This is a genomic window from Pseudomonas mandelii, assembly GCF_002251635.1.
GTDB lineage: Bacteria > Pseudomonadota > Gammaproteobacteria > Pseudomonadales > Pseudomonadaceae > Aquipseudomonas > Aquipseudomonas mandelii_B.
The window spans coordinates 1-25,787 of record NZ_NMOJ01000020.1 but is presented as its reverse complement, the minus strand read 5'-3'; the positions used below and the strand labels follow the sequence as shown (position 1 = coordinate 25,787).

The window sequence follows — 25,787 nt, the reverse complement described above, 5'->3', positions numbered from 1 at the left end:
TAACGGCATCATTCAATCACCTCGCCACGCAGCAGGAATTTGGCCAGGGCGAACGACCCGACAAAGCCAAACAGCGCAATCAGCAGCGCCGCTTCAAAGTAGGTGTCACTGGCATAGCGAATGCCGAGCACCAGCATCATCAGCATCGCCAGGATGTACAGATAATCCAGCGCCAGAACCCGGTCCTGGGCCGACGGGCCTTTGAAGAGACGAATCAGGGTCAGGATCATCGCCAGCGAAAAGATGAACAGGCTGAGCAGGATCGCATTGGAGAGCAGGGCGCTCATTCGAAGATCTCCATCAGGGGCCGCTCGTAGGCGTGTTTGAAGTGCTGGATAAACTGCGCTTCGTCATCCAGGTCGAACACGTGGATCAGCAAAATACTGCGGTCCAGCGCCAGTTCCGACCAGACGGTGCCGGGCGTGACGCTGGTGATCATCGACAGCGCNGCGAGGCCGTTGGCATCGCGCAAGTCCAGCGGGACCTTGATGAAGCGCGAGCGCGGTGGACGGCGACCGGCGTTGAGCACGCCCCAGGCCACGACGAGGTTGGACACCAGCACGTCACGACCGACCAGGAAGAACAAATGCAGGATCACCCCCGGACGACGAATACGGATCGGCAGCGGCCGCAGCTTGCGCATCATCAGCGGCGCGAGAAAACCCAGCAGCGCGCCCAGCAACAGGTTGCCGGGGCTGATCGACAAGTTCAGCACCAGCCACAACACCCACAATGCCAGCGACAACCATGGGGCAGGCAACAGACGCTTCATGGCTGCACCTCCAACGCCGCGGCCCTGGCTTCCGGGCTCGGCACCACACGCGTGCCCAGCACCGCCATGACGTATTGCTGCGGATTGTTCAACGCATCAGCGGCCGCCTGGGTGTAGCGCATCAGGGGTTCGGCCTTGAAGGTCAGCGCAACGCTCAGCCCCAGCAGGACGATGATCGGCACGCACTCGAAGCGTCGCAGTAACGGTGATGGCCGCTCTTCGGGGGTCCAGAAACGCTGGATGCCCAACCGCGAGAAGGCAATCAACGACGCCAGTCCGGACAGGATCAGCAACGCCAGCAAACCCCACGCCGCGTTCGACACCGGCACATCGGTGCTATTGCCCAATCCCAACGGGTTGAGCAGGGCACTNAACAAGCTGAGCTTGCCGATAAACCCGGACAACGGCGGCATGCCGATAATCAGCAGCGCACAGGCGACAAAGCTCAAGCCGAGGAAGGCCATGGTCCAGGGAATCACTTGGCCGACCACGGCTTTCTGNTCGTCATCGAGGTTGATGCCCTTGGGCGGTTGCAGGGATTCCATCGGCCGAGGCAGCAGGTCGCCGTCGTCGAACAGCGGCATTTCATTGGCCGAACGGGAGCGCTCGATCAACTCAGCCAGCAGGAACAGCGCGCTCAAGGCCAGGGTTGAGCTGACCAGATAGAACAACGCGCCGGCGGTCAGGCTTGGCTGGGCAAAACCCACGGCCGACAGCAGGATCCCGGCCGACACCAGAATGCTCAAACTCGCCATGCGCTCCAGCCGTTGCGCGGCCAACATCGCCAGCGCCGCGCAGATAATGGTCGCCATGCCGCCGTACACCAGCCAGTCGCCCCCAAACAGCGCCGAAGCACCGGCCTGGCCGGAGAACAGCAGGGTCCACAGGCGCAGCACGGTGTACACGCCAACTTTGGTCATGATCGCAAACATCGCCGCCACCGGTGCGCTGGCCGAGGAATAGGCGGGCGCCAACCAGAAGTTCAACGGCCACATGCCGGCTTTAGCCAGGAATGCCGTCGCCAGAATCGCCGCGCCTGCGTGCAACAGGCCGCGATCCGCCTCCGGCACCAGCGGGATTTTCAGTGCCAGGTCAGCAAAGTTCAGCGTGCCGGTCACGCCGTAGATCATCGCCGCGCCAATCAGGAACAGCGACGACGCCAGCAGGTTGATCGCGATGTAATGCAGCCCCGACGACACCCGAGCGCGGCCCGAGCCGTGCAACATCAAGCCGTAGGACGCGGCCAGCAGCACCTCGAAGAACACGAACAGGTTGAACAAATCTGCCGTGAGAAAGGCGCCGTACAGGCCCATCATCTGGATCTGGAACAGCGCATGAAAACTGGTACCGGCACCGTCCCAACGGGCCATGGCGAACAGCAAGGCGCTGACGCCGATGATCCCGGTCAGCACCAGCATCAACGCCGAGAGTTGATCCACCACCAGTACGATGCCGAACGGCACCTGCCAGTTGCCCGGCAGGTACACGCCGATTGAGCCGGGGCCGCCTTGTTGCGTCCAGTACAGCAGCAGAATGGCAATGCCCAGGCCGACAATGCTGGAGAACAGGTTGATCTTGGCTTTCAACGGACGGTGTTTCTCGCCCAGCATCAGCATGATGGCGGCGGTCAGCAGCGGCAGCAGAATCGGTGCGGCGATCAGGTGCGTCATCGCATTCATTCTTTAGGCTCCCGGCCATCGACATGGTCGGTCCCGGTCAAGCCGCGCGATGCCAGCAGCACCACCAGAAACAGNGCGGTCATGGCGAAGCTGATCACGATCGCCGTCAGCACCAGGGCTTGTGGCAGGGGATCGGTGTAGTGCAGCAGGTCTTGCGGCACGCCGTCCTTGATGATCGGCTCCTTGCCGATAAAGAGGCTGCCCATGCTGAAAATGAACAGGTTGACCCCGTACGACAGCAGGCACAGGCCCATCACCACCTGGAACGTCCGTGGTCGCAGGATCAACCAGACGCCGGAGGCCGCCAGGACTCCAATGGCAATTGCGATGACTTCTTCCATCAGACGGCTCCTTTGGTGGCGACGGATCTGGGCAGTGCCGCGGTCTTGTGACCCCGGACCGACTGGTGAGCGAGGGCGGTGAGGATCAACAGCGTCGAACCGACGACCATGGCGTACACGCCGATGTCGAAGAACAGTGCNCTGGCGACGTGAATGTCGCCCAGCACTGGCAGTTCAAAATGCCAGGTGTGGGTGGTCAGGAACGGATACCCGGCCGCCATCGCGCCGAGCCCGGTGACCGTGGCGAACAGCAGGCCGNAGCCCATCCAGCGCATCGGCCGCAGGCTCATCTGTGCCTCGACCCACTGGGTGCCGGCCACCATGTATTGAAGGATAAAGGCGACCGACATCACCAGCCCGGCGACAAAACCGCCACCCGGTTGATTGTGCCCGCGCATGAACAGGTAGAAGGACACCACCACGGCAATCGGTAGCAGCAGGCGAACCAGCACTGCCGGGACCATCATGAAACCGAGGGCGGTGTCGCTGGCCTGGCGCGGGTTGACCAGGTCGGTGGCCACGTCCGGCGCCAACTGGCGCTGTTGTGCGGGCAGTTGCATGCTTTCTTTCGAGGGGCGGAACCGACGCAGCAGGGCATAGACCGTCAGCGCCACGGCCGCCAATACGGTGATTTCGCCCAAGGTGTCGAAGCCACGGAAGTCCACCAGCATCACGTTCACCACATTGCTGCCGCCGCCTTCGGGCAGGGCGCGGCTGAGGTAGAACGAGGAGATATCGTTGGGCGTCTGGCGGGTCAGCATCGCGTAGGACAACAGCGCCATGCCGCCGCCCACCACGGTGGACAGCAGGAAGTCACGCAGGCGACGGATGCGTGCCTTGCGCAGNGTGCTCGGCAGCGGCGACACCTCTTCGATTCGCCGCGGCAACCAACGCAAACCGAGGAGGATCAGTACCGTGGTCACCACTTCGACCACCAGTTGCGTGAGCGCCAGGTCCGGCGCCGAGAACCACACGAAGGTGACGCAGGTCATCAGGCCGCAGACGCTGACCATGGTCAGGGCCGCGAGCCGGTGATACTTGGCCTGCCACGCTGCGCCGAGGGCACAGGCAATCGCCAACAGCCAGAGGGTCACGAACACGATCGAGCCCGGAATCTTCGGTCGATCACCCCAGCTCAGGCTGCTGTGGAGCATCGGGATCAACCCGGCCAGCACGGCGGCGAGCACCACCAGGAACAATTGGGCTTGCAGGCGTCGGGTGCTGATCCGCCGCTCCAGCCGACGGGCCAGGCGCATCATGACCACCAGGCTACGTTCGAACAGACGCTTGCCGTTGAAGCGGCCAATGAGCGGTGGGTATTTGAAACGTCCGCGCTTGAGCTGATTGCGTAGCAGCAGGTAGAGCACCACGCCGCCGGACATGGCCACCAGGCTCATGATCATCGGTGCATTCCAGCCGTGCCAGATGGCCAGGCTGTACTCGGGCAGTACACCGCCGACAACCGGCAGTGCGGCGGCGGCGAGGATCGAACCGACTACCTGGGCCGGGAAAATCCCCACCAGCAGGCACGTGAATACCAGCAACTCAACCGGTGCGCGCATCCAGCGCGGCGGTTCATGAGGCGTGTGGGGCAGGTCGGTTGCGGGCGGGCCGAAGAACACGTCGACTGTGAAGCGCAGCGCATACGCGACGCTGAACGTCCCGGCGATGGTCGCGACGATCGGCAAGGTCATTTCCACCCAGGCCGTTGATGAAACAAACACGGTTTCGGCGAAGAACATTTCTTTGGACAGGAAGCCATTGAGCAACGGCACGCCGGCCATCGATGCGCTGGCNACCATTGCCAGGGTCGCGGTNAACGGGATCAGCCGCACCAGGCCACTGAGCTTGCGGATATCCCGCGTGCCGCTTTCATGGTCGATGATGCCCGCCGCCATGAACAGCGAGGCCTTGAAGGTAGCGTGGTTGAGGATATGGAACACCGCGGCNACGGCGGCCAGTGGGCTGTTCAGGCCCAATAGCAGGGTGATCAGGCCGAGGTGGCTGATGGTCGAGTAGGCCAGCAAACCCTTGAGGTCGTTTTGGAACATCGCGCAGTACGCGCCAAGCAACAGGGTGCAAGCNCCGGCGCCGCCGACGATCCAGAACCATTCTTCGCTGCCGGACAGCGACGGCCACAGGCGGGCCAGCAGGAACACGCCGGCCTTCACCATCGTCGCCGAGTGCAAATAGGCAGAAACCGGAGTCGGTGCCGCCATCGCGTGGGGCAGCCAGAAGTGGAAGGGGAACTGGGCGCTTTTGCTCAAGGCGCCGATCAGGATCAGGGGCAGCAGGATAGGGTAGAGAGCATGTGCGCGAATCAGATCGCCGGCGGCCAGGACCTGGTCCAGGTCATAGCTGCCGACGATATGCCCCAGCAGCATCACGCCGGCCAGCAGGCACAAACCGCCCGCGCCGGTGACCATCAAGGCCATATAAGCCCCGCGCCTGGCGTCGGCGCGGTGGTGCCAGTAGCCGATCAGCAGGAACGAGAACAGGCTGGTCAGTTCCCAGAAGAACACGATCTGGATCAGGTTGCCGGAGATCACCAACCCGAGCATCGCGCCCATGAACGCCAGGAAAAACGCAAAGAAGCGCGGCACCGGATCGTCCGGCGACATGTAATAGCGNGCATACAGCGACACCAGCGTGCCGATACCCAGCACCAGCATCGAGAACAGCCAGGCAAACCCGTCCATGCGCAGCACGAAGTTCAGGCCCAGGCTGGGCAGCCAGAAAAATTCTTCACGAATGACGCCGCCATCGGCGATTTGCGGGTACAAGAGGGCAACCTGGACGGTGCCTATCAAAGCCACCAGGCCAGCCAACAAAGATTCGGTATTGCGCGCGTTGTGTGGCAGCAANGCCGCCAGACAGCTGCCGATAAAAGGCAGCAGCAGTAGAACTATCAGGGACATAGGCTTCTAATCTGCGGGAGTTTGGGATGCATCATACGTGCCGCTTTCTCGATCACCAAACGCGAAGCTGTCGCAGAATCCTTCAAGGTAGACGAGAAAAGCCTTGTTTACATTGTTTCAAGGGAGTGCCACTTCATTGATCGTTCACACGCAGAGCGTGGGAACGATCCGGGTTTTGTGTCGTTCGCAAGTTCGGGTATCGACACAAAACCCGTAGGAGCGAGGGAGTGCCACTTCATTGATCGTTCACACGCAGAGCGTGGGAACGATCAGTGTTCGGTTTCCTGTACCGAATCTTCTTCAACTTCGGGTATTGCCTTACCCTTGGTCTTCAACTCACTCACAATCACCGCCGCAACAATCAACCCCGCACCCACCAACGCAATCGCCGGCAACCGCTCCCCGGCAATCCGCCCGACAATTCCGGCCCATACCGGCTCCCCCGCATAAATCAACGTCGCCCGGGTCGGCGAAACGCTTTTCTGCGCCCAGTTCATCGCTACCTGAATCGCCGCACTCGCTGCACCCAGGCCCAACGCGGTGCTCAACAGCAACCAGGAAAAATCCGGAATCACTTCCTGGGTCGGCACCACCATCAGGAACGCCAGCAACGACGTGGTCGCCAGTTGCACTACCGTCACCCGCCGCACATCGACCTGGCCGGCATAGGTGCTGATCAAAATGATCTCCGCTGCAATCGCTACCGCACTGATCAGCGTAGCGATTTCACCGGGGCTGAAATTGAACGAAGCGCCGGAAGGTCCCGACAGCAGCATCAACCCGGTAAACGCCAGCATGATGCCGATGGCCGGCATCAGCCCCGGACGCCGCCCCAGCACCAGCCATTGCAGCAACGGCACGAAAGGCACGTACAGCGCGGTAATAAACGCCGACTGACTGCTGGGAATGCTCTGCAAACCCACGGTCTGCAAGCCGTAACCGAGCATGATCGCCACGCCGATAAAGGCACCGGCCTTCAATTCGAACAGGGTCAGGTCCCGCAGCTGACGCCAGGAGAACAGCGCCACAATGATCGCCGCCGCTGCAAACCGCAGGCCGACAAAAAACATCGGGCCGCTGACGGTCATTGCATGCTGCACCAGCAAGAATGTCCCGCCCCAGACCATGGTGATCAGCACCAGCACGCACTCGGCCTTGCTGAACCGCGAGAAACGGGAAGAAGTGTGAGAGGCATTCACAGACGTCATGACCTTGCGCGCTACCTGAGGGGGACGCACAATGCGCCGAATGTTGCGCAGTATACTGCNCACACCTACCTATTGAGCAATATAGTGCACAAAGAAAATCCACAACGGGCCTCGGTCCTGCAACACGTCAGCCAGAACGTCCGACGCCTGCGCCATGCCGCCGACATGAGCCAGACCGCGCTGGCCGAAAAGTCAGGGGTCAGCCGGCGCATGCTGGTGGCTATCGAGGCGGGCGAGAAAAACGTCAGCCTGTCCACTCTGGACCGTGTGGCCGAAGCGCTGGACGTGGCGTTCAGTGATTTGATCCAGGCGCCGGATGCCCGAGATCCGAGCCGTATCAACGAAGTGGCCTGGGCCGGTACGATCCCCGGGAGCAAAGCCGTTCTACTGTCCAAAGCCACCGCTACTCGCGAAGTGGAGCAATGGGAGTGGTGCCTGCAACCAGGAGAAATCTACCCCTCGCAGCCGGATGCCGAGGGCTGGAGTGAGCAGATCTTTGTATTTGAAGGCTGCCTGACCTTGATGCTGGGCGACACGCCGCATGAGATCGCCGCCGGCGAGTTCTACATGTTCCCCAGCAACCAGCCGCATGCCTATCGCAATGATGGGGTTGTGGCGACGCGGTTTGTGCGCAACGTGGTGATTTGACTTCGGACTATCGCTCATTGGAAACGATGAGCGACCTGGTCGCCATTGGCCGGGCGCTGATGACACGTCCTACTTTGGTACTGCTTGATGAGCCGTCCATGGGGTTGGCGCCGATGATCGTGCAGGAGATTTTCGAGATCATCGCGCAGCTCAACCGCGAGCAGCAGGTGAGCTTTCTGATCGCCGAGCAAAACATTAACGTGGCACTCAACTACGCATCGACGGCCTACGTCCTCGATACCGGCCGAGTCGTTGCTGGCGCGGGGCGACCTGCACGATTTCTATTTAGGTAAACATTGACCAGTGAGAACGCCATGACTCAAACCCAACGCGCACAGGCGACCGACGCCATCCGCCACGCGGACATCCTGATCGTCGGCGGCGGCCTCAGCGGCGCGATGCTGGCGGCGCAGTTGTTGCGCTTGCCTGGCAAGCGTTCGGTGCTGGTGATCGAGCCGCGCGCGGAACTCGGCCGGGGCGAGGCGTACAGCGCGGTCGAGCTGGGCCATACGCTCAACGGTAATGCCGCGCGCATGAGCGTCGACCCTGACAACGCCGATGACCTGACCCAATGGCTGACCGGGCACATCGCGGCCGGTGGTTGGCCGGAGTCCGATGAGCAGCATGTGCCGGTCAGCGAGTTGTTTCCGCCGCGAGGGCTTTTTGGGGTGTACGTGCAGCAGCGCCTGGCGGAAGCGCAAGCGGTGGGGATGGTGAACGGTTCAACGGTCGAGCATGTGCGGGCCGAGGTGGTTGATCTGCAAACCCGCGACGACTCGGTGCTGCTGACCCTGAGTGACGGGCAACGCTTGCAAGGCGCTTACGCGGTGCTGGCCACGGGGATGTTTCCCGCTGCGCGCACACCGCAAACCGAATCCAGCGGTTTGAACGCGGCGGCGCTGGATCCGTGGGATGTCGCGGCCATGCGCCAGCTGGACCCGCAGTCGACGGTGTTGATCATCGGTTCGGGCCTGACCATGGTCGATGCCGTGGTGTCGCTGGAGCAGGCCGGGCATCGCGGGCCGATCGAAGTGTTTTCCCGGCACGGCTTGCTGCCGCACGTGCGCCGGCAACCGCCGGCCTGGGTGGATTTTCTCGCTGAGGATCAGCGCATTCGCACGCCTCGACAGCTGGTGCGCGAACTGCGCCGGCATTGCCGGGACGCCCTCGCGCAGGGCATCGACTGGCAGGCGCCGCTCGATACCGTGCGGGCGCATATCGGCCGGTTGTGGAATCAGGCGACGGACGTACAGCGCCGACAGTTTGTGCGGCATGTGCGGCCCTGGTGGGAAAGCCATCACCATCGCTCGCCGCCGTTGAGTGCGCAGTTGGTGGCGCGGTTGCAGGAGGAAGGGCGATTGCGGATTCAGGCGGCGTCGTTCAAAGGGCTGGAGTCGACGGTCGAGGGGCAGGTGAGCATCCGCATCCGCCGTCGTGGCGAGGTTGAAACCACGGTGGTCAGCGGCGCAGCGTTGATCAATTCCAGCGGCATCGAATACGACTGGCGCCGGGTGGCCCGACCGCTGCCGCAGCAACTGCTGGCGCGCGGGCTGATTCGCCCGGGGCCATTGGCGTTGGGGATTGCGGCGGCGGTTGATGGCGCCGTGCTGGACGCTGACGGACAGGTCAGCCAGCGCCTGTTCGCCATGGGCCCGCCGTTGCGCGGGATGTGGTGGGAGAGCACGGCCGTCACCGACGTGGCCAGCCAGGCCAAAGCCCTCGCCGAACGACTCGCCCATTAGCTGTAGCCGCCGTAGCCGCTGTAGCAGCTGTNCCAATGCAGCTGCAGCTGCTTCGCACTATCCCAACCCCCTGCGGTCGTAATCTTCACAGGGCGGCGCGTCACTGCGCCGCCGCAACCTTGGAGATCCAATGAGCCAGGACGTCCTGACCACCGAAACCAATCGCCGTCAGTTGCAGCAGATCATCGCCGGTTTGTCCGATGGGGTGATTCTGCTGGAGCTCGATCAGACCATCCTGTGGGCCAATGAAGCCGCGTTGGCCATGCATGGCGTCAGTCGGGTCGGCGAGTTGGGCCTCAATGCCAAGGAATACGCCAAGCGTTTTGCCTTGCGTTATCGCAACAATCACCCGGTGCCACCAGAGAACTACCCGCTCAACCGCGTGGCCAAGCACGAGACGTTTGCCGATGTGCTGGTTGAGGTGACACCGACCGGCGACGAAGAACGCACCTGGGTTCACAACGTGCGCAGCATGGTGCTGGCCGACAGCGCCGGGGAGCCGGAGTCGCTGGTGTTGATCATGGACGATGTCACGGAGTGGGCCAGCGCCGAGCAGCGTTTCGAGAAAACCTTCAACGCCAACCCGGCGCCCGCCGTGATCTGCCGCCTGAGTGACTTGCGCTACATCAAGGTCAATGCGGGCTTCCTGGAAATGACCGGCTATGCCCGCGACCAGGTGATCGGGGTTTCGACCTATGAGCTGGACATTCTGGACGGGGCCGAAAACAAAGACCTGGCCATCGAACGTCTACGCGAGCACGCCACGATCCCGCAGATGCAGGCCGAACTGCGCCTGCCCGAGGGCGGTAGCAAGCTGGTGATCGTCGCCGGCCAGCCGTTGGACATGAACGAGGAAGACTGCATGTTGTTTTCCTTCACCGACCTGGAGCCGCGACGCAAGGCCGAGGTTGCCCTGCGCCAGAGCGAGGAGCGATTTGCCAAGGCGTTTCGCCTGACGCCGGTGCCGACATTGGTTTGCGATGCGCAGGATCAGGTGGTGATCGACGCCAACGAAGCTTTCCTGGATACCCTCGCGTATCCCAGTGAAGAGGTGCTCGGAAAAACCGTTGCAGAGATCGACTTCATCGATGACAAAGGCGCGCGCACCCGCCTGTTTGCGGCGTTGGAAAAGGCCGGAAGCCTGGATCGGGTCGACATCAGGGTCCGCCGCAAAGACTCGACCGTGATTGATTGCACGGTGTCGGCCGACACCGTGAACATTCAGGACAATCCTTGCTACCTGCTGGTGTTGATGAACATCACCGAACGCAAGCGCACCGAGCTGGAACTGGTGTCGGCGATCGAGGAGGTGATGAAAGACGCCTCCTGGTTTACCCGCACGCTGATTGAAAAACTCGCCAACGTGAAGAATATCAACTCGCCGCAATTACCCAGCGTGTCCTTCACCGACCTGACCGCCCGCGAGCGCGATGTGCTTGGCCTGATCTGCGAAGGCCTTGCGGACAAGGAAATCGCAGCACGCCTGAAACTGGCACCGAACACGGTGCGCAACCATGTGTCGACGGTGTATTCCAAGCTTGATGTGCACAGTCGCAGCGAGGCGATTGTGTGGGCGCGGGAGCGCGGTTTGTTCTCCAGCGAGTGGAGGCCGAAGGGGCAGCGATAAGGTGCAAATGCACTAGATGGGGCAGTGCAAATAGATGTTCTGGCGGACGGTGACAATTCTTAGTCTGTAACGGTGCGACACAGGTCCTTGACCGGTGTCGTGTCCTCTACGAAACAGCTTAAGGAACAGTCACATGCTTGGCCAATTCAACAGGTTTTCAGTCGATGGGGTCAGCCGGCCCGTGGGTGAATCGCAATGATTTATCTGACGCAATTGCGCGCGCAACTGGAACAGCACTTTTCCCCGCTGGCTTGTGAATGCAGCGTATCGGGTGACAACTCGGTGACGGTGAAACTGTATCACCCGGTGTCGGGGCAGGTGGATCTAGTGGTCAGTGGGTTGAATGTCGCGCACCTCAGGACCCCGGAAGCGATCACGGCGTTGATTGAGGAGCTGCGTTATGAGCTTGAGAGCAATAGTCTGGATCGGCGGTCGGATGCAGTTTCGTAGGAGCTGTCGTTTTTCAGCGTTGAAAAGGGGCTAAGTGCCACATTTGCTGGCATTGGCAGCTGACTAGGCTATAAGAAATGCGAGGGTATTGTTTTCTGTGACCAATCCGCGGCTTCGCGGCAGGGGTGTCGGGTCGCGGAAAGTGTCGATGACTTATCGCGGGACAGCCTATGAACAGTCTTGGGAAACGTGCTTTTTCGCCTTTGTCGCTCGCCTTCTACGTAGCGATTCTCAGCGGTTGCGCCAGTCCGCCACCTCCACCGCCCGCCGCTCCACCGCCTGTACCGCAGCGCACGTGTGATACCACTGAACAAACCGATGTGATGGGCGACGCGAGAGTGACCGAGGAAGTAACCCGGCAAACGACGCTGACCCGTTGCGTCACTCAGTAAGCCAGGGCGACCGCATCGTTGAAGCCCCGTGNNNGCGTTTGGCGTCGGTGAGTTATGGCTGGCAGTTGCCGAAAGTCATCGGTGCCTGAACCTCAGACGTCCTCGATCCTGACCCAGCGTGACTCACTTGCCGCCAACCGGATCGCCGTCGCCAGGCGTTCCACTTCCCACGCTTGCTCAAAGTCAGTTCCGCCCTGTGAATGGCCGGCCAGGGCCATCACCAGGTCATGTACTTCCAGCGTCTTGAGTTCGTTGTATCCCAACTGATGACCCGCCGCCGGGCTGAACGCCGCGTAACCCGGCAGATTCGGCCCGGCGAGCAAGCGCTGGAAACCGTCCTGGCCGGCGCGATACAGCCGCAGCTCGCTCAAGCGCTCCTGATCGAACGCAAAGGTGCCTTTCGTACCGCTGATTTCGAAGCTCAGGTGGTTCTTGTAGCCATGCTTGAGCCAACTGCTGCTCACGGTGCCACGGGCGCCGNTGGCAAACCGCAGCAGCGCGTGGACTTGATCGTCGACCGCAATGTGCCGTTGCTCCTGGCTGCCAACCGTCGCAGGACGCTGCCGGTGCACGGTTTGAGCGTCGGCGCACACCGATTCGACCTCGCCCACCAGATAGCGCGCCATTGCCAGCAAATGACTGCCCAGATCCGCCAGCGCACCACCGGCATGTTCCACTTCACAACGCCACGACCAGGGCGAAGCCGGGTCGGCCATGAAGTCTTCGCTGAACTCGCCCTGGAAGCTGATGATCTCGCCCAGTTTGCCGCTGTCGATCAGCTCCCTGGCAAGCCCGATCATCGGGTTGTGCTGATAGTTGTAACCCACCCGCGTCACGATGCCCGCGGCGTTGGCGGCCTGTCGCATGGCGTTGGCTTGCTGCAGATTCACCGCCAGAGGCTTCTCGCAATACACCGCTTTGCCCGCCGCAATGGCGGCCATGGCCATGGGGTAGTGCAGATGATTGGGGGTGGTGATGGCNACCANTTNGACCCTGGGGTCATCGATCAGCTGTTGCCAGTCGGTGTGAGCGGTTTCGAAACCCCAGGCGTCGGCGCAGTGCCGTGCGCGGTGTGGATCGGCGTCGGCGAGGGCGGCCAGCCTGAGCTTCAGCGGGAGCTCGAACACCGCGCTGACGTTGCGAAAGGCCAGGGCGTGGGCGCGGCCCATGAAACCTGTGCCGATGAGTCCGATACCGAGTTCGCGCATAGCTGGGGCCTTTTGGGATTTTTGTCGTTGGGAAGGCCATTTATGGAATATAAATTCCCCAAATGCAATCGGTGGAATAATAATTCGTTTAACGGTTTGTGTAGGGCATCAGCGAAATGGCGACACGCTATGCGGTCAGGAAGAGGTGCTGGCCGGAGGAGGGCGAGTCATTGGTGGCAACATTCGGTGGACCGCCATTGCTGATCTCTTTTGCCGCTTTGTCAGATCCTGAAATAACTCGTCTCGTATGAGCCGCTCCGAAACATTGTAGGATCTCATCCCCCATTTCTTTCAGGCCTATATGAACACCCTACTGGAACCTCCCAGTTGTTATTTTCAATCTGCACGCGTCCATTCGGTCTCCGCTATTCGGCGCAGGTCCCGTTTTCTAATATCGCTTAACCTCGAAATCCCGGCTGCAGGTTGCTCAGCGGTGTCCTTCTCCAGGACTGACCGTGTCATCTCCAGGGCTTCACCTCCTTGCTTGCCCTCGGTGAAATCTCTCTTTCTTGCGCCTTTCGTCCTGAACATCCAATCCGCTCCGTCGAGCAGGCATTCGTGTGTTTCTGCCATTCACTCATTCGCCCCCACTCTACGAGAGACTGAATAATTCCTATGGAATGGATTGCTGATCCCACGGCCTGGCTTGGCCTGCTGACCCTGATCGTGCTGGAGCTGGTGCTCGGCATCGATAACCTTGTGTTCATTGCCATCCTGGCTGACAAGCTACCGCCAGAGCAGCGGGATCGTGCGCGTGTCATCGGGCTGTCCCTTGCGTTGCTGATGCGTCTTGGCTTGCTGGCCAGCATCTCCTGGATGGTCACCCTGACCGAACCTTTGTTCGAGGTCTTCGACAAGACCTTCTCCGGCCGTGACTTGATCATGTTGTTTGGTGGTGTGTTCCTGTTGTTCAAGGCCACCATGGAATTGCACGAGCGCCTTGAAGGCCATGTGGCGCAGCGCTCAGGCAATGCGGCCTATGCGATGTTCTGGCCTATCGTCGCGCAAATTGTGGTGCTGGATGCCGTCTTCTCGCTGGATGCTGTGATCACTGCCGTGGGCATGGTGGAGCACTTGTCGATCATGATGATCGCCGTGATTTTCTCCATTGGCTTGATGATCATCGCGAGCAAGCCATTGACCAACTTCGTCAACGGGCACCCCACCGTCATCATGCTCTGCCTGGGCTTCTTGATGATGATCGGCTTCAGCCTCACCGCTGAGGGCCTTGGCTTCCACATTCCAAAAGGCTATCTCTACGCAGCGATCGGCTTCTCGATCCTGATCGAGCTGTTCAATCAGGTGGCTCGTTCACGCCGCAAGAAGAGCGTGCAAGGTCATCGACCTATGCGTGAGCGTACCGCGCATGCCGTTTTGCGTTTGCTGGGTGGCCACAAGTTGGGAGCCGATGAAGTCGGCGAGGAAATCGCTGACATGCTGTCAGGCGAAGACGCCGAGCAGGTTTTCCATCGACGGGAGCGCGTCATGATCAGTGGCGTGCTGCAGTTGGCGGAACGCCCGATACGCGGTGTCATGACCCCGCGTGCGGAAATCGACCACATTGACCTGGCCGATTCTGCGGAAGATATCCGCAACCAGCTGATGCACTCGCCGTACTCCCGATTGCCGTTGATCCGCGAGGGACGCGTTGATGAGCCATTGGGGTTCGTCCACAAGAAGGAGCTGCTCAAAGAGCTGTTGGCCGGTCACCAGCCCAACCTGGAAACCATTGCCCGTCAGGCCATCAACTTGCTGGACAACTTCACGATTCTCAACGCACTGGAACAGATGCGCAAAGAGTCGACTCACATCGCGTTCGTGGTGAACGAATTCGGTGACTTCATGGGTATTCTGANCATGACCGACATTCTCGAGTCCATCGCCGGTGAATTGCCGGACGCCAGCGAAATCGAAGGCCCGAACATCGTTGCCGAGGAGGGAGGTTTCCTCGTCAGCGGTGCGCTGAATCTCTGCCAGATTCGCGAACACATTGGCTTCCAGGCTAAAGCGACGGATGACTATCAGACGCTCGCAGGGTTGGTCATGAGTTTGCTGGATCGTCTGCCGGTCATTGGCGACAAGCTCAATTGGCAGGAGTGGAGCATGACCGTTGTCGAGGTCGAAGAGCGGCGAGTGACAAGGGTGCGTTTGCGTAAAGAGTGAGCCGGAACTTGCTCGGCAAAAGGCAGCCCTGAGGCTGCCTTTTGTTCATCTGAGCCGTGAGTCAGGACAAGAACCCGCCATCCACATTCAACGAAACCCCGGTCGTGTAGCTCGACGCATCGCTGGCGAGGTACAGCACCGCACCGGCCATTTCGCTCGGGTCCGCCACGCGCTTGAGTGGGATCTGCGCCAGGGCCATTTTCAGGATCGCGTCGTTCTTCACCAGCGCCGAAGCGAACTTGGTGTCGGTCAGGCCAGGCAGCAGGGCGTTGCAACGGATGCCGAACGCCGCGCACTCTTTGGCAAATACCTTGGTCATGTTGATCACGGCGGCCTTGGTCACCGAGTAAATACCCTGGAATACACCTGGGGAAATGCCGTTGATCGACGCGACGTTGATGATGCTGCCGCCGCCGTTNTCGCGCATCAGCTTGCCGGCTTCCACGGACATGAAGAAGTAGCCGCGAATGTTGACGTCAACCGTCTTCTGGAAGGCGCNGAGGTCGGTGTCGAGCACGTTGCAGAATTGCGGGTTGGTCGCGGCGTTGTTGACCAGGATATCCAGGCGCCCGAACTGTTCACGGATGCCGGCGAACACCTGGGTGATCTGTTCCATTTCGCCGATATGGCAGGCCACGGCGGTGGCCTTGCCGCCTGCGGCGATGATCGCATCGGCCACGTGCTGGCAGCCTTCAAGCTTGCGGCTGGAGACAATCACATGGGCGCCTTGCTGGGCCAGGAGCTTGGCAATGGCTTCACCGATACCGCGGCTGGCACCGGAGACGAAGGCGATTTTGCCGTCGAGGTCGAACAACTGAGTCTTGGACATGTTTTTTCCTTGTTATTGGGCCAGGGAATGCAATCAGAGCCGCACAATCAGAGGCTGGATTTCGAGATGACTTGCAGGCTCATCTGCTCCAGCAGTTTGTTCATATGGATGAACTGCGCAAAGCGTTTGTCCTGGGTTTGGCCGTGGAAAAAGCGGTAGTAGATCTGCTGCACGATACCGGCCAGGCGGAACAGGCCGTAGGTGTAATAGAAATCGAAATTGTCGACCTGGATGCCGGCGCGCTCGGCGTAGTAATCGACGAACTGGCGGCGCGTGAGCATGCCGGGGGCGTTGCTCGGCTGGCGGCGCATCAGTTGCACGGGCGCGGGGTCAGCGGCTTCGATCCAGTAGGCGAGGGTGTTGCCCAAATCCATCAACGGGTCGCCCAAGGTGGTCAGCTCCCAGTCCAGCACGCCGATGATCTGCATCGGGTTGTTGGGGTCGAGGATCACATTGTCGAAGCGGTAGTCGTTGTGCACGATGCTGGAGGTAGGGTGGTCGGCCGGCATCTTGTCGTTGAGCCATGCGCGCACCGCTTCCCAGCGTGGGGCATCGGGGGTCAGGGCTTTTTCGTAGCGGTCGCTCCAGCCGCGAATCTGGCGCTCTACGTAGCCTTCGGGCTTGCCCAGGTCGCCCAGGCCGTAGGCCTTGTAGTCGACCCGATGCAGTTCAACGAACTTGTCGATGAAGCTTTTGCACAAAGCTTCGGTTTGCGCCGAATCCAGGCCCAGTTCCGGNGGCAGGTCGGAGCGCAGAATGATGCCGTTGACCCGTTCCATCACATAGAACTCGGCGCCGATCACCGACTCATCGGTGCAATGCACATAGGCTTTGGGGCAATACGGAAAACCGTCGCGCAGTTGATTGAGGATGCGAAATTCGCGGCCCATGTCGTGTGCGGACTTGGCTTTGTGGCCAAACGGTGGCCGACGCAGGACGAATTCCTGGCCCGGGTATTCAAGCAGGTAAGTCAGGTTCGACGCACCGCCGGGGAACTGGCTGATTTTGACCGTGCCGCTCAAGCCCGGAATGTGGGCCTTGAGGTAGGGATCGATCAGGCTGGCATCAAGTTCTTCGCCTGGGCGAATCTGGGTCGATTGGTCGTTAAGCGCCATGCTTATCCCTTCTGCTTATTTTGGAGGCCAGACATCATTGGCTAATCTAATGGTGCGCCGGGGTAGCCACAAGCGTGGCGCGGTCTTATAGGTTAGCGTGTTGCTGGATAATCAGCGTTCCTGATGGGCGTCTTTCAGTCAGCGAACGAGTACGGGGGTGACTGGCGCGGGTAACTCAATGGGCGTCATCACCGGCAGGCCGGAAAAGAACGCCACCAGGTTTTTCCCCACCAGTTCAACGGTGCCTTGGGTCGCTTCCGGCGACAACCCCGCGACATGCGGCGTCAGGATCACGTTGGTCAGCGACTTGAATGCGTCCGGCACATGAGGCTCGGCATCGAACACATCCAGCGCGGCTCCGGCAATGCGTCGCTGTTCAAGCGCGCTGACCAGGTCTGCCGTGGCGATCACCGAGGCTCGGGCGATGTTCACGACGAACCCCTTGGGGCCCAGGGCGTCGAGGACGTGTTTATTGATCAGGTGTTTGGTGCCCAGGCCGCCGGGCGTGGCAACGATCAAAAAGTCCGAGGCGCGAGCCAGTTCGGTCGGCGTCGAGCAGAAGGTATAAGGGACGTCGCTGCGATGCTGGCGGTTGTGGTAACTCACGGTCATGTCGAAGCCGGCGGCGGCGCGTTTGGCGATGGCCATGCCGACCGCGCCGAGGCCAAGGATTCCCAGGCGCTTGCCGGCCAGGGAGGGGCGCATGATCTTCGGCCACTCGCCGCGGCGTACAGCGGCGTCGCAACGGGGAATGTCGCGAACCAGCGCCAGCAACATCGCCATGGCATGGTCGGCGACGGAAGAAGCATTGACGCCGGCGCCATTGGTGACGGTGATGTCCCGGTCGGCGGCGGCCTGCAGGTCGACGTGTTCGTAACCGGCGCCGATCACGCAGATGATTTTGAGGTTGGGCAGGGCGGCAATTTCATCGGCGTACAGACCCAATGGACCGCGAGTCAGTACCGCATCAATCTGAGGGCCATGCCGTGTGATGGCGGCGGCGCGCTCGGCCGGCGTCGGTGCCAGAATCAGGTGAAAGCCCTGATGTTCGAGAATCGGCAAGTAATCGTTGATGGTTTCAACCAGTACCAGAACGGTTGCAGGCATGCTGGGCTCCTGTGGGTATTGAATGTCGGATCTCGAATGTTGCTTCAGATTGCTGATTCCAGAGGAGTTTAGCAACGACCGGGGATTGCACACGCCGTTGATCAGACTGATTCATCTTGCGAGGTCAGAAAATGGCGGGCGGCGTCGAGAATCTCATCGGACAGTCCATCCCCGCGTGTGGCGCGAGCCAGGGTCAGCGCGCCGACCATCAACGAATAATCCACCAAGGCTTGTTGGCGATTGGCGTCGGGCTGATCCGAACCCATCAAGGGGGTGAGCATCTGCAGTAAGGCTTCCAGCCCCTGGGTGTAGGTCTGGTGCAAACCGCTTTCGGCGGTTTCATGGCACATGTCGCCGGCAAACGCCGTGACCGGGCAGCTTTCGCCCGGATTGTCGCGATTGGCCGCCGACAGGTAGGGCGCGATGATGCTCGTGCGGGCCGAAACGCTGTCATCGTTGGCGTCGATTTTCTGCTTCCAGCGTTCCATCGACTGGGTGAACGCCCGGGTGCAGGCCTCTTTCGCCAGCGCTTCCTTGGAGTCGAAATGACCATAGAACCCGCCATGGGTCAGGCCGGCCGCGCCCATCACGTCGACAACGCTGATCCCGTGCAGGCCGCGCTCTCGAAACAGTCGCGTGGCGGCTTCGACGATGATCTCGCGGTTGAGTTCGGCTTGTTTGCGGGAGACTCGAGGCATGGCGGCTCACAGGTAGGGAAGGTGTTTAGATGACTAGCATCATAAGGAACTGTCGGGCGCGTGTCAGTGAATGACTTTCACGGCAACAGTCGGCCCGGCCGAAGGATTTTTCTTTCCCGATTGCANGAGATGTCCTCCGGGGACCTTGTAAAACGCCAGGCGTGACGGCAATCAGTTGGCGTATTGAGCGATGCCATTGCCGAATGACCAGTTCTCGGGCTTGCCTTCCACCAGATTGATGAAGACATCTTCCAGGCGAACAGCCAGTTCAGCGTTGAGGCTTTCGGCGATGGTCTTGTAGAGCAGTTTTTTCTGCTCGAGGGTGCGGCCTTCCCGCAAAGTGATCTGGATGATCACCAGGTTGTCCGTGCGATTGATGCCCATGTAAACGGGGTCAAAGATGAAGTGGTTCTCGTCGTGTTCGGCGAGGATCTGGAAGTTATCGTTCTCGGGGACGCCAATAGTGGCATGCATGGCAGTGTAGATCAGTTTGCCGATGCGCTTGGCGAAGGTCGGGTCCTGGTTCTTTTTGATATCGACGCGAACGAGTGGCATGGGAGGTCTCCGTAAAAGAGGGCTGCCGGTCAGCAGGTGAATTTAAAATACATGACGCCAATACTTTATTAAATAGATTTTTCAAAACATCTATTTTATTCCGATGTAAGGGCGCCACGGGTCCAGTGTAGGAGAGCGCCACAAAGGCACGCGTCCACAGGGTCTGGATCTGATCCGCACAACCATTCCTCAGCTAAGTCTTTGCTTCTGTTCATTAATCCCGGACAATCGCGCCCCTGTTGNGGNCAGGGCGCTGCCTGTCNGNTTTTTCTGACTCGTCCTGACCGGGTAGCAAATGACCGGAATGCGGAGATCCGACCGGATGAATGATCAGGCCAATAGCGTCGACGAACGCTATGCAACGACACCTGCAACCCTCACAAGCTGGAGCCGCCAGGACACCACCTGGATGCTTGGGCTGTTCGGCACCGCCATCGGCGCCGGTACTTTGTTTTTGCCGATCAACGCGGGCCTGGGGGGCTTTTGGCCACTGGTGATCCTGGCGCTGCTGGCATTCCCGATGACATTCTTTGCCCACCGTGGGCTAACCCGTTTCGTACTGTCCGGCCGCGAAGGTTCCGACATTACCGACGTGGTTGAAGAACATTTCGGTGTCAAAGCCGGTGCGTTGATCACCTTGTTGTACTTCTTCGCCATCTTCCCGATCCTGCTGATCTATAGCGTGGCGCTGACCAACACCGTCAGTAGCTTTATGGAACACCAACTGCACATCCTGCCGCCGCCGCGCGCGATCCTGGCATTTGTGCTGATTCTCGGGCTGTTGGCCGTGGTGCGTTGCGGCGAACAAGTGATCGTCAAGGCCATGAGCCTGATGGTCTATCCGTTTATCGTCGCCTTGCTGTTCCTGGCGGTGTTCCTGATTCCTCACTGGAACGGCGGCATCCTGGCCACGGCGTCGACCCTGCCTGAGCCGTCGGCGCTATTGCACACGCTGTGGCTGGCGATTCCGGTGATGGTGTTCTCGTTCAACCATTCGCCGATCATCTCGGCCTTCGCGGTTGACCAGAAGCGCCAGTACGGCGCCAACGCCGATGAGCGCAGTTCGCAGATCCTGTCCCGTGCGCACCTGTTGATGGTGGTGATGGTGCTGTTCTTCGTGTTCAGCTGCGTGCTGACCCTGTCGCCGGCGCAGTTGGCCGAAGCGAAAGCGCAGAACCTGTCGATCCTGTCGTACCTGGCCAACCACTTCGACAACCCGACAATCGCCTTCGCCGCACCGTTGATTGCGTTCGTGGCGATTGCCAAGTCGTTCCTGGGCCACTACATCGGTGCCAGCGAAGGCCTCAAGGGCCTGGTGCTTAAAACCGGTCGCCGTCCGGCAGCCAAGGCGCTGGACCGCATGACCGCTGCGTTCATGCTGGTGGTGTGCTGGATCGTCGCCACGCTTAACCCGAGTATCCTGGGCATGATCGAGACGCTGGGCGGCCCGATCATCGCGTCGATCCTGTTCCTGATGCCGATGTACGCGATCCGCAAAGTGCCGGCCATGGCCAAATACCGTGGGCAGGCGTCCAACGTGTTTGTCACGGCGGTAGGCTTGGTTGCGATTACTGCGTTGATCTACTCGCTGCTGTCCTGACGGCAGGCTGCACGATAACGCGGTCTCACTGAACTAAAGCTAAAACAAACGCCGCTCATCTCTCGATGGGCGGCGTTTTTTATTGCGTAGCAGAACGCACACACCTGACACAGCGCAGCCGTTCCCCGGGATTAGCGGCTAAGCTTGCGGCTGCATCAGCGCGTCGTAGACCGTTTGCCGCAGGATTGCCCCTTTGTCTGGAGACGCTTTATGGCAGATGCCCACGGCGCATCGGTGCAACCCCGTGCCGATACGCCAAACCGCTGGCTCGACGTTGTGGCCGGTGTGTCGATTGCCGGTTTGTTGTTGCCCGAGGCCGTGGCGTATTCGAGCATTGCCGCGCTGCCGCCCCAGGCCGGTGTGATTGCNTTGTTTGCCGGGTTGTTGTGCTACGGACTGTTCGGCACCAGCCGTTTCGCCATTGTTTCCGCGACCTCTTCCTCGGCAGCGGTGCTGGCCGCCGCCACCGCCACGCTGGCCAACGGTGATTCAGGCCTGCGCATGACCCTGGCGATCGGCCTGGTGCTGGTGACCGGTGGTTTCTTCCTGTTGGCCGGGCTGTTCAAACTCGGCAGCGTGACGTCATTTATCGCCAAACCGGTACTGCGCGGCTTCGCATTCGGGCTGGCCGTGACCATCATCCTCAAGCAAGTGGCGAGCATCGTTGACGTGCACTTGAGCAACGGCAACCTGATCCGTTTCCTGCCGCAATTGCTGGAGCAATGGCCGCAGTGGAATCGGGTTGGCTTGCTGGTCGCAGCGGTGTCGCTGCTGGTGTTGTGGGTGTGCGCACGTTTTCGGCGATTACCGGGAGGCCTGCTGGTGGTGGCACTCGGCATTGCCGCCGGGCAATGGCTGAACCTGCCGGCATATGGGGTGAAGCTGATCGGTGTGATCGACCTGAGCCTGGAAGTGCCCCGCCTGCCGGTGCTGCCGTTTGCTGACTGGCTGCACCTGGGGGAATTGGCGTTTGCCATGGTGATGATCCTGTATGCCGAATCCTATGGATCGATTACCTCGTTTGCACTCAAGCATGGTGACCGGGTTTCCTCGAACCGCGATTTGCTGGCCCTCGGTGCGGCCAATCTGCTGTCAGGCTTGTTCCACGGCATGCCGACGGGCGCCGGTTACTCCGCGACGTCGGCCAATGAGGCGGCCGGTGCCGGTTCACGCCTGGCCGGTGCGGTAGCGGCGGGGGTGGTGTTGCTGATTGTCTTGACCGTGCTGCCCTGGATTGCCTTGACGCCCGAACCGGTGCTGGCCGCCATCGTCATTCATGCACTGGCGCGCGGCTTGAGCCTGCAGCCATTGGGTCGGTATTTCATCTGGCGTCGCGACCGCTTGCTGGTGATCTGCGCGGTGGCTGCGGTGTTGGTGCTTGGCGTGCTGGACGGCTTGCTGGTGGCGGTGGTGATCAGCGTGGTGCTGATGCTCAAACAGATGTCTTCGGCAGATATTCAAGTGTTGGGGCAAATGGGTGACGGCCATGATTATGTCGACCTGCAACGCCATCCCGATGCCCGGGCAATCCCCGGCGTGCTGATCGTGAGGCCCAGCGAGGCGCTGTTTTTCGCTAACGTGGAGCGCATTCTGGGCGGCGCACTGCATCTGGCCCGGCACGCGGAGCCGCCGGTGCATACGATCATACTCAGCCTGGAAGAATCCCCCGACCTGGACGGCACCAGCATCGAAGCGCTGGAAGCGTTCTTTTTGCAGGTGCGAGCGCTGGACATGCTGTTGATCCTGGCGCGGCTCAAGCACGAAGCCAAAGCGGTGCTCGCGACGTTACCGACGCAGGAACTGGAGCAGGTGATGCTCAGTGGCTTGAGCGTCGACGGTGCGGTGCAACAAGCCCTCAATCCATCCACTTAACTCTGTGGGCACAAACCGGCTGGCATAAAAAAACGCCGCTCATCTCACGATGGGCGGCGTTTTTTATTGCGTTGCAGCGTTAGGCTTGAACGACCGGGATGTTGGCGTTCGCAGCAGCTTCACGGAACTCGGCGATCTGGTCGAAGGNCAGGTAGCGGTAAACATCANNGGCCATGGTGTCCAGTTTGNCCGCGTAGCCCATGTACTCTTCGACGGTCGGCAGGCGACCCAGCGTGGAAGCTACAGCCGCCAGCTCAGCCGAAGCCAGGTAGACGTTTGCGCCATCACCCAGACGGTTCGGGAAGTTACGGGTCGACGTCGACACAACCGTCGAGTTCGGCTCTACACGTGCCTGGTTACCCATGCACAGCGAGCAGCCCGGCATTTCCATGCGCGCGCCAGCCTTGCCGTAGATGCCGTAGTAGCCTTCTTCGGTCAGTTGGTGAGCGTCCATCTTGGTCGGCGGCGACAGCCACAGACGGGTTGGCAGCTGACCCTTGACCTGTTCCAGCAACTTACCGGCAGCGCGGAAGTGACCGATGTTGGTCATGCACGAACCGATGAACACTTCGTCGATCTTCTCGCCGGCAACGCTGGACAACAGACGAGCATCGTCCGGGTCGTTTGGCGCGCAGAGGATCGGCTCGTTGATTTCGGCCAGGTCGATTTCGATGATTTCGGCGTATTCCGCGTCGGCATCGGCTTCCATCAGCTCCGGGTTGGCAACCCAGGCTTCCATCGCTTGGGCGCGACGTTCCAGGGTCCGTGCATCGCCGTAGCCTTCGCCGATCATCCAGCGCAGCAGGGTGATGTTGGAGTTCAGGTACTCGGTGACGGAGTCTTTCGACAGCTTGATGGTGCAACCGGCAGCCGAACGTTCAGCCGAGGCGTCGGACAGCTCGAAAGCCTGTTCCAGCGTCAGGTCGTTCAGGCCTTCGATCTCCAGGATGCGGCCGGAGAATGCGTTCTTCTTGCCTTTCTTCTCTACGGTCAGCAGGCCAGCCTGGATCGCGTAGTAAGGAATGGCGTGAACCAGGTCACGCAGGGTGATGCCAGGTTGCATTTTGCCTTTGAAGCGCACCAGGATCGATTCCGGCATGTCCAGTGGCATAACGCCAGTGGCTGCAGCGAACGCCACCAGGCCAGAACCGGCCGGGAACGAAATGCCCATCGGGAAACGGGTGTGGGAGTCACCACCGGTGCCGACGGTGTCCGGCAGCAGCATGCGGTTCAGCCAGCTGTGGATGATACCGTCGCCTGGACGCAGCGATACACCGCCACGGGTCATGATGAAGTCAGGCAGGGTGTGGTGGGTGGTCACGTCGATCGGCTTTGGATAGGCCGCGGTATGGCAGAAAGACTGCATTACCAGATCGGTCGAGAAGCCCAGGCACGCCAGGTCTTTCAGTTCGTCACGGGTCATAGGACCGGTGGTGTCCTGAGAACCTACGGTGGTCATCTTCGGTTCGCAGTAGGTGCCAGGACGAACGCCTTTGCCTTCTGGCAGACCGCACGCCTTGCCGACCATTTTCTGTGCCAGGGTGAAGCCTTTGCCGGTGTCGACAGGTGCTTCAGGCAGCTTGAACAGGTCGGTAGGGCCCAGGCCCAGTTCGGTGCGAGCCTTCTCGGTCAGGCCACGGCCGATGATCAACGGGATACGGCCACCGGCACGCACTTCGTCCAACAGCACCGGGGTCTTCATTTCGAAGGTGGTCAGGACTTCGTCAGTGCCGTGTTTGCAGACTTTGCCAGCATGCGGGTACAGGTCGATCACGTCGCCCATGTTCATGTTGGTAACGTCGAATTCGATTGGCAGTGCGCCCGCATCTTCCATGGTGTTGTAGAAGATTGGAGCGATCTTGCTGCCGAAGCAGAAACCGCCGGCACGCTTGTTCGGCACGTAAGGAACGTCGTCACCGAAGAACCACAGTACGGAGTTGGTCGCCGACTTACGGGACGAACCGGTACCGACCACGTCACCGACGTAGGCGATCGGGAAACCCTGGCCGCGCATCTCTTCGATCTGCTTCATCGGGCCGGTCTTGCCTTGCTCGTCCGGCACGATGCCTTCACGGGCCATTTTCAGCATGGCCAGAGCGTGCAACGGGATGTCTGGACGGGACCAGGCATCAGGCGCAGGGGACAGGTCGTCGGTGTTGGTTTCGCCAGTCACCTTGAACACGCGCAGGCTGATCTTGTCGGCCAGGGTCGGGCGGTTCTTGAACCACTCGCCGTCGGCCCAGGACTGGATCACGGCTTTGGCGTGTTCGTTGCCGTTCTTGGCTTTTTCAGCCACGTCGTGGAACGCATCGAACATCAGCAGGGTGTGCTTGAGTTGGGCGGCAGCTACCGGTGCAAGCGTGGCGTCGTCCAGCAACTCGACCAACGTCACGATGTTGTAGCCGCCTTGCATGGTGCCAAGCAGTTCAACAGCGCGTTTCTTGTCGATCAGGGGGGAAGTGGCTTCGCCCTTGGCCAGGGCAGACAGGAAACCGGCCTTGACGTAGGCAGCTTCGTCAACGCCTGGTGGAATGCGGTTGGTGATCAGGTCAACGAGGAATTCTTCTTCGCCAGCCGGAGGATTTTTCAGCAGCTCGACCAGGCCTGCGGTTTGTTCGGCGTTAAGCGGCTGGGGAACGATACCCAGTGCTGCGCGCTCTTCGATATGTTTGCGGTAGGCTTCAAGCACAGTTATTACCCTCATCAGTGGTCCCAAATGGGTGTCCGGGACGCTCATCCCGAAATTGCCGTACTCATGCGCTGCGTGGCGTTGTGGGCCACTTAGCCAGAATTACCGGCAATTCCTTACAGAAGCTGCTTTCAAAGTTTTACGCCTGCAGAACGGAGCTGATGAGGGTTGGCG

20 protein-coding genes and 1 pseudogene are annotated in these 25,787 nt (G+C 60.5%); 8 read left to right on the top strand and 13 right to left on the bottom strand.

What is annotated here, in order from left to right; genetic code table 11:
- Nucleotides 1-8 precede the first annotated feature (8 nt).
- The 6 genes from B7L09_RS03335 to B7L09_RS03310 all read right to left on the bottom strand — a co-directional run bounded on the left by B7L09_RS03335 (nucleotide 9) and on the right by B7L09_RS03310 (nucleotide 6,981).
- Nucleotides 9-287 carry a K+/H+ antiporter subunit F gene (locus B7L09_RS03335; RefSeq protein ID WP_094467733.1) on the bottom strand — a complete coding sequence of 93 codons (279 nt, stop codon included), beginning with the start codon at nucleotides 285-287 and terminating at the stop codon, nucleotides 9-11.
- A complete protein-coding gene (locus tag B7L09_RS03330) occupies nucleotides 284-772 on the bottom strand; it encodes a Na+/H+ antiporter subunit E (protein ID WP_094467732.1) in 489 nt (162 codons plus the stop codon). The genes B7L09_RS03335 and B7L09_RS03330 overlap by 4 nt, the downstream gene beginning before the upstream one ends.
- Nucleotides 769-2,451 (bottom strand): monovalent cation/H+ antiporter subunit D, encoded by a 1,683-nt coding sequence (locus B7L09_RS03325; RefSeq protein WP_094467731.1) that lies wholly within the window; start codon nucleotides 2,449-2,451, stop codon nucleotides 769-771. Before B7L09_RS03325 ends, B7L09_RS03330 begins: the two co-directional genes overlap by 4 nt.
- Complete coding sequence (locus tag B7L09_RS03320) at nucleotides 2,448-2,792, bottom strand: Na+/H+ antiporter subunit C (RefSeq protein ID WP_007986256.1); 345 nt, start codon at nucleotides 2,790-2,792, stop codon at nucleotides 2,448-2,450. The genes B7L09_RS03325 and B7L09_RS03320 overlap by 4 nt, the downstream gene beginning before the upstream one ends.
- Nucleotides 2,792-5,710 (bottom strand): monovalent cation/H+ antiporter subunit A, encoded by a 2,919-nt coding sequence (locus B7L09_RS03315; RefSeq protein ID WP_094467730.1) that lies wholly within the window; start codon nucleotides 5,708-5,710, stop codon nucleotides 2,792-2,794. The genes B7L09_RS03320 and B7L09_RS03315 overlap by 1 nt, the downstream gene beginning before the upstream one ends.
- Nucleotides 5,711-5,979: 269 nt before the next feature.
- Nucleotides 5,980-6,981, bottom strand: a complete 1,002-nt coding sequence (locus B7L09_RS03310) for a DMT family transporter (protein ID WP_094467729.1) — start codon at nucleotides 6,979-6,981, stop codon at nucleotides 5,980-5,982.
- A gap of 21 nt (nucleotides 6,982-7,002) precedes the next feature.
- Between B7L09_RS03310 and B7L09_RS03305 the strand changes: the two genes are divergently transcribed.
- The 5 genes and pseudogenes from B7L09_RS03305 (at nucleotide 7,003) to B7L09_RS03285 (ending at nucleotide 11,385) form a co-directional block, all read left to right on the top strand.
- On the top strand, nucleotides 7,003-7,566 hold the full coding sequence (locus B7L09_RS03305) for a helix-turn-helix domain-containing protein (RefSeq protein WP_094467728.1): 564 nt from the start codon (nucleotides 7,003-7,005) through the stop codon (nucleotides 7,564-7,566).
- Between the two features lie 35 nt (nucleotides 7,567-7,601).
- Nucleotides 7,602-7,866, top strand: a pseudogene (locus tag B7L09_RS03300) (ATP-binding cassette domain-containing protein); the annotation flags it as partial.
- 14 nt (nucleotides 7,867-7,880) lie between these two features.
- Complete coding sequence (locus B7L09_RS03295) at nucleotides 7,881-9,308, top strand: FAD/NAD(P)-binding protein (RefSeq protein WP_094467727.1); 1,428 nt, start codon at nucleotides 7,881-7,883, stop codon at nucleotides 9,306-9,308.
- Between the two features lie 130 nt (nucleotides 9,309-9,438).
- Nucleotides 9,439-10,935: a helix-turn-helix transcriptional regulator gene (locus tag B7L09_RS03290; RefSeq protein ID WP_094467726.1), complete on the top strand. Its 1,497-nt coding sequence runs from the start codon at nucleotides 9,439-9,441 to the stop codon at nucleotides 10,933-10,935.
- A gap of 195 nt (nucleotides 10,936-11,130) precedes the next feature.
- Nucleotides 11,131-11,385 carry a DUF1652 domain-containing protein gene (locus B7L09_RS03285; protein WP_094467725.1) on the top strand — a complete coding sequence of 85 codons (255 nt, stop codon included), beginning with the start codon at nucleotides 11,131-11,133 and terminating at the stop codon, nucleotides 11,383-11,385.
- Nucleotides 11,386-11,869: 484 nt separating this feature from the next.
- Here B7L09_RS03285 and B7L09_RS03280 read toward each other — a convergent pair whose 3' ends face one another.
- The gene (locus B7L09_RS03280) at nucleotides 11,870-12,985 is read right to left on the bottom strand and encodes a Gfo/Idh/MocA family protein (RefSeq protein ID WP_094467724.1); all 1,116 of its coding nucleotides are present in this window, start codon (nucleotides 12,983-12,985) and stop codon (nucleotides 11,870-11,872) included.
- 615 nt (nucleotides 12,986-13,600) lie between these two features.
- Here B7L09_RS03280 and B7L09_RS03270 point away from each other — a divergent pair.
- Nucleotides 13,601-15,148: a TerC family protein gene (locus B7L09_RS03270; protein ID WP_094467722.1), complete on the top strand. Its 1,548-nt coding sequence runs from the start codon at nucleotides 13,601-13,603 to the stop codon at nucleotides 15,146-15,148.
- 61 nt (nucleotides 15,149-15,209) lie between these two features.
- On the opposite strand, the gene B7L09_RS03265 is transcribed toward B7L09_RS03270, so the two are convergent.
- From B7L09_RS03265 to B7L09_RS03245, 5 genes are all read right to left on the bottom strand, one after another.
- Nucleotides 15,210-15,977, bottom strand: a complete 768-nt coding sequence (locus B7L09_RS03265) for an SDR family oxidoreductase (protein WP_094467721.1) — start codon at nucleotides 15,975-15,977, stop codon at nucleotides 15,210-15,212.
- Nucleotides 15,978-16,024: 47 nt separating this feature from the next.
- A complete protein-coding gene (locus B7L09_RS03260; RefSeq protein WP_094467720.1) occupies nucleotides 16,025-17,092 on the bottom strand; it encodes a phosphotransferase family protein in 1,068 nt (355 codons plus the stop codon).
- A gap of 138 nt (nucleotides 17,093-17,230) precedes the next feature.
- Nucleotides 17,231-18,199 (bottom strand): 2-hydroxyacid dehydrogenase, encoded by a 969-nt coding sequence (locus B7L09_RS03255; RefSeq protein ID WP_094467719.1) that lies wholly within the window; start codon nucleotides 18,197-18,199, stop codon nucleotides 17,231-17,233.
- Nucleotides 18,200-18,300: 101 nt separating this feature from the next.
- Nucleotides 18,301-18,897, bottom strand: coding sequence for a TetR/AcrR family transcriptional regulator (locus B7L09_RS03250; protein ID WP_094467718.1), 597 nt, complete (start codon nucleotides 18,895-18,897; stop codon nucleotides 18,301-18,303).
- 171 nt (nucleotides 18,898-19,068) lie between these two features.
- Nucleotides 19,069-19,452, bottom strand: coding sequence for a tautomerase family protein (locus tag B7L09_RS03245; RefSeq protein WP_094467717.1), 384 nt, complete (start codon nucleotides 19,450-19,452; stop codon nucleotides 19,069-19,071).
- Nucleotides 19,453-19,774: 322 nt separating this feature from the next.
- Between B7L09_RS03245 and B7L09_RS03240 the strand changes: the two genes are divergently transcribed.
- Together B7L09_RS03240 and B7L09_RS03235 are read left to right on the top strand one after the other, a co-directional pair.
- A complete protein-coding gene (locus B7L09_RS03240) occupies nucleotides 19,775-21,052 on the top strand; it encodes a serine/threonine transporter (protein ID WP_094467716.1) in 1,278 nt (425 codons plus the stop codon).
- Nucleotides 21,053-21,262: 210 nt separating this feature from the next.
- Complete coding sequence (locus B7L09_RS03235) at nucleotides 21,263-22,924, top strand: SulP family inorganic anion transporter (protein ID WP_094467715.1); 1,662 nt, start codon at nucleotides 21,263-21,265, stop codon at nucleotides 22,922-22,924.
- Between the two features lie 79 nt (nucleotides 22,925-23,003).
- Here the strand turns inward: B7L09_RS03235 and acnB are convergent, their stop codons facing one another.
- Complete coding sequence (acnB, locus tag B7L09_RS03230; RefSeq protein WP_094467714.1) at nucleotides 23,004-25,613, bottom strand: bifunctional aconitate hydratase 2/2-methylisocitrate dehydratase; 2,610 nt, start codon at nucleotides 25,611-25,613, stop codon at nucleotides 23,004-23,006.
- Nucleotides 25,614-25,787 lie beyond the last annotated feature (174 nt).

Bases quoted from the DNA above. Each gene is read 5' to 3' on its own strand.
- B7L09_RS03245 (WP_094467717.1), bottom strand. From the start codon at position 19,452: ATGCCACTCGTTCGCGTCGATATCAAAAAGAACCAGGACCCGACCTTC.
- B7L09_RS03255 (WP_094467719.1), bottom strand. From the start codon at position 18,199: ATGCCTGCAACCGTTCTGGTACTGGTTGAAACCATCAACGATTACTTG.
- B7L09_RS03240 (WP_094467716.1), top strand. From the start codon at position 19,775: ATGAATGATCAGGCCAATAGCGTCGACGAACGCTATGCAACGACACCT.
- B7L09_RS03250 (WP_094467718.1), bottom strand. From the start codon at position 18,897: ATGCCTCGAGTCTCCCGCAAACAAGCCGAACTCAACCGCGAGATCATC.
- B7L09_RS03285 (WP_094467725.1), top strand. From the start codon at position 11,131: ATGATTTATCTGACGCAATTGCGCGCGCAACTGGAACAGCACTTTTCC.
- B7L09_RS03290 (WP_094467726.1), top strand. From the start codon at position 9,439: ATGAGCCAGGACGTCCTGACCACCGAAACCAATCGCCGTCAGTTGCAG.
- B7L09_RS03335 (WP_094467733.1), bottom strand. From the start codon at position 287: ATGAGCGCCCTGCTCTCCAATGCGATCCTGCTCAGCCTGTTCATCTTT.
- B7L09_RS03295 (WP_094467727.1), top strand. From the start codon at position 7,881: ATGACTCAAACCCAACGCGCACAGGCGACCGACGCCATCCGCCACGCG.